The 10,327-nt window shown below is 43.1% G+C and carries 8 protein-coding genes; 1 reads left to right on the plus strand and 7 read right to left on the minus strand.

Going from position 1 to position 10,327, the window contains the following annotated elements:
* From VLN09_RS06700 to dapC, 5 genes are all read right to left on the minus strand, one after another.
* A partial coding sequence (locus VLN09_RS06700; protein WP_325244887.1) for a D-alanyl-D-alanine carboxypeptidase occupies nt 1-466 on the minus strand: 466 nt, incomplete at its 3' end.
* Nucleotides 467-775: 309 nt separating this feature from the next.
* A complete protein-coding gene (locus tag VLN09_RS06705; RefSeq protein ID WP_325244889.1) occupies nt 776-979 on the minus strand; it encodes a hypothetical protein in 204 nt (67 codons plus the stop codon).
* 134 nt (nt 980-1,113) lie between these two features.
* Nucleotides 1,114-1,719 (minus strand): 3'-5' exonuclease, encoded by a 606-nt coding sequence (locus VLN09_RS06710; protein WP_325244891.1) that lies wholly within the window; start codon nt 1,717-1,719, stop codon nt 1,114-1,116.
* A gap of 71 nt (nt 1,720-1,790) precedes the next feature.
* Nucleotides 1,791-3,749 carry a DUF294 nucleotidyltransferase-like domain-containing protein gene (locus VLN09_RS06715; protein WP_325244893.1) on the minus strand — a complete coding sequence of 653 codons (1,959 nt, stop codon included), beginning with the start codon at nt 3,747-3,749 and terminating at the stop codon, nt 1,791-1,793.
* Nucleotides 3,750-3,937: 188 nt separating this feature from the next.
* Nucleotides 3,938-5,164 (minus strand): succinyldiaminopimelate transaminase, encoded by a 1,227-nt coding sequence (dapC, locus tag VLN09_RS06720; RefSeq protein ID WP_325244895.1) that lies wholly within the window; start codon nt 5,162-5,164, stop codon nt 3,938-3,940.
* A gap of 293 nt (nt 5,165-5,457) precedes the next feature.
* On the opposite strand from dapC, the gene VLN09_RS06725 reads away from it, so the two are divergent.
* A complete protein-coding gene (locus VLN09_RS06725; protein WP_325244897.1) occupies nt 5,458-6,123 on the plus strand; it encodes a hypothetical protein in 666 nt (221 codons plus the stop codon).
* Between the two features lie 11 nt (nt 6,124-6,134).
* Here VLN09_RS06725 and glnD read toward each other — a convergent pair whose 3' ends face one another.
* Both glnD and map read right to left on the minus strand, forming a co-directional pair.
* Nucleotides 6,135-8,882, minus strand: coding sequence for a [protein-PII] uridylyltransferase (glnD, locus tag VLN09_RS06730; protein ID WP_325244899.1), 2,748 nt, complete (start codon nt 8,880-8,882; stop codon nt 6,135-6,137).
* A 155-nt stretch (nt 8,883-9,037) separates the two neighbouring features.
* Nucleotides 9,038-9,829 carry a type I methionyl aminopeptidase gene (gene map, locus VLN09_RS06735; protein WP_414709099.1) on the minus strand — a complete coding sequence of 264 codons (792 nt, stop codon included), beginning with the start codon at nt 9,827-9,829 and terminating at the stop codon, nt 9,038-9,040.
* Nucleotides 9,830-10,327: the final 498 nt, after the last annotated feature.

Consider the following 10,327-nt stretch of genomic DNA (forward strand, 5'->3'; position numbering starts at 1 on the left):
GTCCTGATAAGCCTTTGACATAGCCTGCCATCGAGGTCACATTATTTAAAGTACCGGTTTTTATCCAAGCTCGACCTATGGCTTTTGATTCTGGCAAGCACGCGCTATGAGCAGAGATGGTCCCACTAACACCGGCGATACCTAACGAGTTTACATAGGCATTAAAGCTTGGATGAGTATAAGCGTAGGTCAGCAGTTCACTTAAATGAGCGGCACTGATGGTGCAATCGCGGCAAAGACCTGAACCATTGGTTAGATGTGGCGGCGCTGTAGTTAGGTGTGTTTGCCACCAATGATTGATGCCCTTCAAAGCACTAGGGTAAGTCGTTGTCACAGGCTGACCAAACTGATATAAGCTAAGCTGACTATTGATGGTTTTATCAGTGTTTTTATTAACAGTTTTATTAACAGCTTCATCAGTAGATTGACTGTAAGCACCTATTGATATTGTTATTGTCAGTGGCATTAGCACTGGTATTGTCGTTATGACTAGGAGAGTGATTAGTAGTATTTAACGCATTTTCTGGCAGTAATGACGGAATACTCATCAAGCTTTGATAGGTATAAGGGTCATCGGTATAAGCATGTAATTGTCTGTCGTGCTTTCTGATGGTCTGCTTTTCGATGGTTACTAACGTGCTTTGGTAAGCTGCGGCTGATTGACCGCTTTTGTACTGTCAATAACCTGAATGGCAGAGGGCAAGCGACTGGCGTTTTTATCTCCCACCGGTGTGATAACGATACTGATGTCTGCTGCACTTAAATGGGCTCGCGCTCATGCCGTTTCAATCTCTTGTGGTAAGGCTGCTTGCACCTGTAATGGCGCTAACATAGGAGCGATAAATAATGCAAACAAAGATAGGCATTGACCGATCTTTTTCGGTGTTTGCAAGTATTTGCTAACAGATGTCAGAGTGGCAGTAGTGCGTCTAGACGGATTGTAAGCTTTAAGGGGAATGGATTTAAGTAACGGTCGCATGAGCAGTCTATTATCAGATGGCAAAAACAGGCTATGGTAACATGAGTTGCTGCTTTCGCGTAGACGCTGCATGTAGCTGTAAGTATGCTTTTATCTTAATTCTTTATCTTAATACTCTATTATCGCCATCACGCTTAGCGCACATGCAAAAATGCCATCGCTGTCATGATGGCATCATTATAAGCATCGTGAGTGCCAAGTTCTGGAATACTATAATGCTTCAAAATACTGTTTAAGTGCTGTGCTTGGCTTGGAAGCCCTTGGCTGCGACCAATCATACGCCGGCTATAAAGGTGGCGTATATCAATCACTTCATTGGGCAAACGAGTACCCATATAGCGCTTTATTAAAGGGTTTAAGAACCCGACGTCTATCTGCGGGCAAAACCCGACCAGTGGTCGATTACCAATAAAGGGCAGCAGTAATGCCAACATCTCATCATAACTCATCGCATGCTCAACATCGGCGCTGCGCAGCCCATGAATGACAATAGTATCGCCCTCAGGCATGATAGGCGGTCTGCAAAGTAAATGCAGCCCATTTCCCGTATCAATCTTATCGCCATCGATATGAATGGCAGCCACTGACAGCAGGTGATGTTTTTTTGGGTTGAGTCCGGTCATCTCACAATCAATCGCGACCCATTGTTCAGCGACAGGCGTCGTAAACATTGATGCTAGCTCAGGGCGTTGTAATTGGTTCTTTTGCCAAGAAGTGGACAGCTGTTTTAGCCAGTTCATACGCGTTTTTCTCCATAGCTGTCCTATCTAACTATCTAATACGCTAACAATCAATTAGCCAAATAACGACGCTAGCCAATCTCAAGCTGATAATGGCGACTTAGCTGTGCTTTAAAGCTTTTTACCACCGCTAGGCACTCTTTTAATAAATCACGCTCAAGGGCAGATAACGTCGTTGGATCGACCTCCTTCGCATATTTATTGTCTGTCAATAGGGCAACCGATAGGCGCTGCGCCATAAAGAACTCTAATGCCTCAAGTAAAGTGTCGGCACGCTCTTGGGTTAATGCCTGAGCTTGAACCAAAGCTTTGAGGCGACCTTTGCTGCTAGGATCGGTAAAGAGATCGTTTTCTAACGCTAAGGTACGAATGCCATGTACCAATGGAAAGATACCCGCTTTTTTGAGGTCAATAGTATAAGCGCTTGGTTTACCACCTAATAACGGTACTAGCTTTTGCCACCATTGATTAATATCGCCAAACTGTAGCGCTGCTCGTGCAAATTGGCGCACGAACATCAAATCTGACTGCCTATGGGCCGTTTTTAGATGTTCACGAACCTGAATCAGTAGTGATTCATCACCGCAGACGTACTCACCATCAAATATGGCGGATAAATAAATACTGTGCATCGGGTCGGTATTTTTAAACCATACACTAATCTGCGCTTTAAACGGCTTTAAAGGTTGCCGCCACATGGGATTGGTCATCATAATATTACCGTCACACAGCGGATAACCAAGATTTGCTAAATGCTGATTAAAGGTATCGGCAAATTGTACTAGCTTAGGATGATCATAACCATCACGGATGATAAGCGCATTATCTTGGTCAGTACGCATGATTTGCTCGCCGCGACCCTCTGAACCCATGACGATAACACAGGTATTCTCTATTACTTCATCAGGGACGATAAGTTGCCAAAGCTTGGTAAATACTTGCGCGTTAAGGGTCTGTACCATGCGGCTGACGTTGCCCATTTTGATACCGTTTTGATGCTGAGCGCGTATATAGCGTCCAATCAGCTCAACGGCGGTTGCCAAACTTGGCAAATCTGTAGCTTGGTCGATCTGAATACTAATCAGCTGAGAGTGATGACCAATGTGAGCAAGCATATCGCTTTGCCCAAGCACACCGATAACTTTACCATCCGTAGCTATTACCGGTAGCCTATGAATGCGGTAACGAGTCATGGTCAATAACGCGTCACCAATTTCATCATCTGAATCAATGGTTCGCAGATTAAAACTTGCATAGTGTTGACAAGGCGTTGTAGCAGGATTCTGCTGGTCACTGACAGCTCGGCAGATATCGTTATCGGTGAGAATGCCTAAGTTGCGATCAGAGCTATTTATATCTTGTAAATGCCCTGTTGGACGTACCAAAACATGTTTCAGCCCAGCCTCAGTCATGGTACGTGCTGCCTGATATAGGCTATTGTCGGCATCAACGATATGTATGGGCAATAAGGTGATATCAATCACCGGTTGTAGCATGATTTGCTGTACTTCTTGAGGGTCATCAGAACTGGTGGCATCTAAATGCTGCCCACTACGCCGCAGCTGTAATGCCTTTAGACGCTCGGGCAGGCTTTCTGATAACAATTGGCGTACTAGATAGTTTTGGGCACTGATTTTATCAATGGTCGCCCCATTTACTTGCAGCAACAAAGTATCTTCGACAGCGCGAAACTGATAAGAAGTCGTTTGTGAATCGATTTTTTTACCTTCTTGCAGCCTATCTTCTTGTACTCGATCTTCTATAAGCGATTTTGGTGAGCGCCTGCTATCAAACCAATCATTACTATTAAGATGTTCGGTATGGTTGCTGCCTAGATAGGAGGCGACAAAATCACCATCTAATAACTGCTCGACATGACCTTTGAGCACCACATAAAAGTACTGCAAATCATCCGCTGGTAATGTCTCATCTTTGGCAAGATAGCGAACTTGGGTGTTTTTTTTGATACTTTGGCGTTCAGCGGCACTTAATACATCAAATGGTGGCTGGGTGAAATTAAGATGGGGCATGGCATCATCCTTGATGGCACAAGCATTGAAAGGTAGGTAAACATTATAAATACATTGTTAAATAACAGCGCGGTATCATTTGAATTTAAGCTTTACTATAGCATCATTTAACAGAAAACAGCCAATAACCATAATATTATTGTGGGTATTGGCTGTTTATTGAGATTAATAAGGTTTACTTTAGGCTTTTAAGCAGCAAGTAATTTGCGAATACGCTTGATTGCTTCGCGGCTTTCATCGACGCTTGCGACCAAAGCAATACGCACATAGCCTTGTCCAGGGTTCTCACCATTGACCTCACGTGATAAGTAACGTCCGGCAAGCGCGTGAATATTGGCATGCTCATAGAGCGCTTTGACAAATAGCTCATCATCACCATCGAATTGCTCAGGTGCTTTTATCCAAAAGTAAAATCCTGCCTCAGGCATGCGCAAATCTAATAACTCTCCAAGCTCCGACATCCACAACGCAAATTTTTCTTGATACAGCGCCCGATTGTGCGCCACATGCTTTTCATCTTCCCAAGCGGCGATAGATGCTAGCTGATGAGGTATCGGCATCGCGCAGCCTTGATAGGTGCGGTACTGTAAATAAGCCTGCAAAATAGTGGCATCACCTGCCACAAAGCCTGAACGCAAGCCGGGCAGGTTTGAGCGTTTAGATAAAGAGTGAAACACCAGACAATTTTTGAAATTGTGGCGACCAAGAGCAGCGCAGGCTTGCAACAAGCCTACTGGCGCTTTATCAAAATACAGCTCGCTATAACACTCGTCGCTGGCGATGATAAAGCCGTATTGATCTGATAGGCGCAGCACTTGCTCCCAATCATCCATCGTCATCACCGAGCCCGTTGGGTTATTTGGGCTACAGACAAATAACAACTGCGTACGTGTCCATACGTCTTTTGGGACACTGCGAAAATCGCCTTTAAAGCCATTGTCTGCTGTGCAAGGGATAAAATAAGGCGCTGCTTGTGCTAATATCGCCGCCCCTTCATATATCTGATAAAACGGGTTGGGCATAACAACCGTAGGCGATTGATTAAGCGCTAATGGTGGGTTAGCTGTTTCTGCTTGATGGTCAACAACCGCCTGCACAATACTAAATATCGCCTCACGTGTTCCCATAACTGGCAATACTTGCGTATGAGGATCGACATGATTTAGAAAAAAGCGCTTTTCAAGCCAGTGAGCAATGGTTTGACGCAATTCAAACAGACCATTAGTTGTTGGATAATGACTTATTTTGTCCAAGTTTTCGCGTAGTACGTCCAGAACAAATGCTGGCGGCTCGTGTTTTGGCTCGCCAATACCGAGCTTGATTTCATTATAGCCATGGGCTGGGACGCTATCAGCAAGCAATGTTGCCATCTTAGCGAAGGGGTAAGGGTGCAGGTGCGTTAAGTTGTGATTCATAGGTTGGCTAACTATAATAGACAATTAATAATAAAGTTATAAAGAAAAGTTACATTTAAGCAGTGTAGCACTTCTCTTATTTTTTGTCTTTTTCTTCTTGTATTTATCCATAATTGGTAGTGGCGCCTTAAAAATAGCGCGTTGAGCTGCTGCTATTCTGACGATATAACACTATAAATAGATAGCTATACGGCTGTGTCATGATGCTGCATTTGAGAAATGACATGTGATAGCTGTCACTCAGAAAAATAAATGTTGACACTTATGACAGCATATTTTAGGAATTATTTGATATGTCTAGTATGTTAAAAATGGACGGACTCGGCGCTAACAATATCATTGAGAGATACTTTGATGACCATCAAGACCTTACAGTGTATGAGCAGTTAAAGCAGCGCGAACAGGCATGGTGGAAAACATGCCAAAACTTAACGCTGCTAAAAGAACGGCAAATGTTTTGGTTTGGTGATAATAGCTTTATGATGTGGCTGCTATGGCAATTGGTCAGTTATATCGTCGTGGCCATGGTATTAATGTTACTCAGCAAAATACTAGATATATCGCTACTTTTATGGCAATACATCGCTTTATTTGTTATACAAACTCTGATTTTCGTCGTGATGTTCGGTTTTAAAGACAGACTTGCTAGGCATCTGGAATATAGAATTAATCAAGAAGATCTGTCGCGCGAAGAGATGCTTAATGAGATGACGATTTTAGCCACTGATAGCCTATACCGTGATGTTCATGCCAAAGCGCCTATTTCTTTAAAGCAAATCTATCGATATTACGATGCCCAGTTTCGCCTAGCAAGCCTGCATCGCTTACTACAAAAGGAAGTCGATGCAGGCTTGCTGTATGGCGACCAAAAGGTAGACGCAGGTATACTGCCTTTGGAACTTGCCGATGATACGCTAAAAGAATATGCTCGCGGCATCATATATAAAAGCTTGATATAACAATAAGCAATTTAAACAGTGTCATTATGGACGTTAAGACTGTCTATTAAGGTCGCTTTTAAAGTCGCCAGTTTATTAGCACTTAATGCGTCATCGTTTTGGTCACTGATATAGAACATATCTTCTGCACGCTCACCAAGTGTGGTAATGCGCGCGGCGTGCACTTCAATTTTCTGCTGCAAAAACACTTGCCCAACGCGAGCGAGCAAGCCTGGCTGATCAAGAGTCTCTAAGCTCATAATATGCTGATTTGAGGCGTCGTTAAACTCAAAGCTAATCGTCGTTGCCACATCAAAATTTTTGAGCTGGCGTGGAATCCGTTTGTGCGTCAACTTGGGCACAGTCGGGTTTTTAAAGGCATCAATCAATCGTTGCTTAAGCTCTTGCTGGCTGTCGATATCGACCAGTAGCGTGCCACTACGATCAAGTAGCACATAAGAGTCTAAGGCAAAATCACGAGTTGCCGTGATGATACGGGCATCCAATACATCAAGATTCATCTGATCAAACACTGCCATAGTAACTGCAAACAAATTGACCTGATCTTGGGTATAAATAAAAACCTGCACTGCATCAAGTGCCAGCTCGCGGTGCTCACGTAAGACGACTAATGGGGGACTGTCAGCATTCGATGCTCGGCCAATAGGCGGATGATTCAAAATCGCCTCGGTATGCCATAAAATATCTTCTGCAATTTCACGCAAAAAGTACTCATCGCCCAAGTCATCCCACAACCTTAATACCTCATCACGATTCATATGCTGATTGTCGACGTTATCCAGCATTACTAGCGCCTGTTTGCGCGTAGCATCAATCATATCTTGGCGGTTGGTTGGGGCATCAATATCAGCGCGTAAGATACGGCGCGTTTGCGAGTACAGCTGCTTCATAAGGGTCGCCCGCCAACTGTTCCAAAGCTGTGGATTAGTGGCGTTCATGTCAGCCACAGTCAGCACATACAGATGGTTTAGATGGGTAACGTTACCGATCAAATCTGCAAACAGTGTCACAACTTCTGGGTCTGAGATGTCTTTTTTCTGCGCTGTCATCGACATGAGTAAGTGATAACGGGTCAGCCAACCGACCAAGTTAGCATCTGCATTACTCATACCATGAGCCAGACAAAACTCAATCGATTCGGTCTCACCAAGTTGACTATGGTTGCCGCCACGACCTTTGGCAATATCATGAAACATCGCTGCCAATACTAAAATCTCTTTGCGCTCAATACGTTGAAAGATAGAGCTGACCAGCGGAAAATCCTCAAAAAAACGTGGATCAGTAAAGCGGTGCAAAATACGAATCAAAAACAAGGTATGCGCATCGACGGTATAACGATGAAATAAGTCATACTGCATAAGCCCAGTCACTTGCGCAAAGGCGGGGATATAGTTACCGAGTACGCCATAACGATTCATGGTACGCAGGCGATGAAAAAGGTAGTTTTGTTCTTTTAAATTGGCTAAAAATAATGCTTGGTGCTCAGGGTTGTCTCGATAAGCCTGATCGATACCGCGTGCTGCAATTTTCAGCGCGCGCAGGGTATGAGTACGGACATTTTTAATGCCATACTGACCCATGAGTAAAAACATCTCTAGAATCGACTCGGGATGCTGAGCAAATACCCTATGATGCGCCATCGCGATTTGGTCGCCGACTTGGTTAAAGCGCGCATTGATAGGCTGCTTTTTTGGAAGTTCTTCATCGGGCAATTGCGGTTCTATAATGGTTTCGTAATAGTGATTGGTCAACATTTCAGACAATGTCGATATCTGCATAGCACAGCGATAGTAGTCACGCATAAAACGCTCTACCGCTGCATTTGGTTGGTCATCTGGCTGGGTGTCATAGCCCATCAGCTGAGCAATCTCACGCTGATAATCAAATAACAGCTTATTTTCATTACGTCCTGTCAACTCATGCAGATAGTGACGTATTTGCCATAAATAGCCCTCGGCAAAACTTAATTCATCGAACTCTTTTTCAGTTAAAAAATTTTGCTGCACAAGGTCATAGAGTTTAGTGACTCGAAAATAGCGTTTGGTTACCCAGCCAACGATATGGATATCACGCAGACCACCGGGGGCTGTTTTGATATTGGGTTCAAGATTGTATTCGGTGGCATTGTGCTGTAGATAACGCACTTTTGCTTCATTGATTTTAACGTCAAAAAACTCGCGCGGTGACCATTGGTTATTCACTATTTGAAGCGGTACATCTTGCAAGCTCTCATTGCCTATCAATAGGCGAGCCTCTAATAATGCACTGGCAATGGTATGATCAAGGGCAGCTTCTAAGCATTCATTGACACTGCGTACTGATAACGCCGGCTCAAGTCCAATGTCCCAAAGAAACGCCACCAAACCATCTATTTTAGTACTGGTATCGCTTTCAATAGCATCTGGCATCAGCAGCAAAATATCGATATCAGAATACAGTGATAGCTCACCACGCCCATAGCCACCAGTTGCAAACAGTGCTAAGTCTGTCTTATCAAGCTCAAACCATTTAAATAATTCAACCAATAAATCATCGATTACACAAGCACGAGCGCTAACCAACTGCCGAATATTGACCCCACGTTCGAGTGCACGGCTAATGTCATCATTTATTTGAAGCAACCACTCAGGAATACCCAATAGTGGCTTTTCTATGACACTTGTATCTGCTGCAAAGGATAGAGATGCCGATGTCATATCATCTTTTGATAACAAAGGCATGGGTGTCAAATCAATAGCGGTGACATCACAATTAAACATGAGATTTATCCAGTTAAAAGTTTGAAATCCGATTTATTAATAAGGGTCATTAATACTAAAAATCTATCTATAAGATATTGAAAGTATAAAGGTAAAAGACCCACACGAATAGTAGTCGAAAAAAAAGACCGCCAAAGCGATCTTTTTTTATGAGGTTATTGAGTCAAAAAGCTCAAATCTTCTTCGGGGCGCGTGGTAAATACTTCACAACCGTTATCTGTCACGACCATAGTATGTTCCCACTGGGCAGATAACTTGCGGTCTTTGGTGATAGCCGTCCATTCATCTGGCAAAATCTTAGTCTGCCAAGTACCTTGATTAATCATTGGCTCAATAGTGAAGGTCATGCCAGTTTTTAGCTCAAAACCGGCACCTTTTTTGCCATAGTGCATCACTTGCGGCTCATGGTGAAACTCATTACTGATACCATGACCACAGAATTCGCGCACGATACTAAAGCGCTCAGGCTCGACCACTTCTTGAATGGCAGCACCGACATCACCGAGACGCGCGCCATTTTTAACCACACTCATGCCTGCATATAGTGCCTCTTGTGCTACTTTGCAGATACGATGCGCCATGATAGAGCCATTACCAACGACCCACATCTTTGAGGTATCACCATAGTAACCATTTTTGATGACCGTCACATCGATATTGATGATGTCGCCGTCTTTGAGCAGTTTATTATCGGCTGGAATACCGTGACAGACCACATGATTGACTGAGGTGCAGATAGATTTTGGAAAGCCGTTGTAATTAAGCGGTGCAGGGATAGCTTGCTGCACATTAACAATATAGTCATGAGCGATTTGATTTAATGCTTCTGTACTGATACCGACTCTAACGTGCTCGTCAAGCATTACAAGGACATCGCTGGCAAGTTTGCCAGCCACACGCATTTTTTCTATGGCTTCAGGAGATTGGATAAGGGATTTTTTAGTCATCATGATTGTACTTATAGTTATAGAATTTAGGTGGTCAATTATAGCATAAATGTACAACCTGCTGTTTGAATGCACATCATTGAATATTTCAATCACATTGATATTAAATGACTTTATATCTGCCTGCTTGACTAGCCAGTCATGAAGATAAAGGTTTTGATATAAAAAATCAAAACCATCGGTGCTATCTCAGGTAGTCCAAAGGTTAACTTATTAGGTCACAGTCAAGGTGGTATTGATATACGTTATGTCGCTGGAGTGGCGCTAGAATATACAGCAGCAGAAAATTGCCGATATGAATTTAGAGATCAATAAAAAGACATAACCATAGCTTGATAAGCGTTTAAATAAAAACCAATTCTTAAGAATAAAACAAAAGATTATGTCTTAGCAGTTAATAGAGTGCTTAGCAAGACATGTTAGCAAAAATACCATGGAGTGGAACAAATATAGCGATAATTGGTACTCAATCTATCATGATGGACTTATAAAAAATCG

This window comes from Psychrobacter sp. (assembly GCF_035469765.1).
Lineage (GTDB): Bacteria > Pseudomonadota > Gammaproteobacteria > Pseudomonadales > Moraxellaceae > Psychrobacter.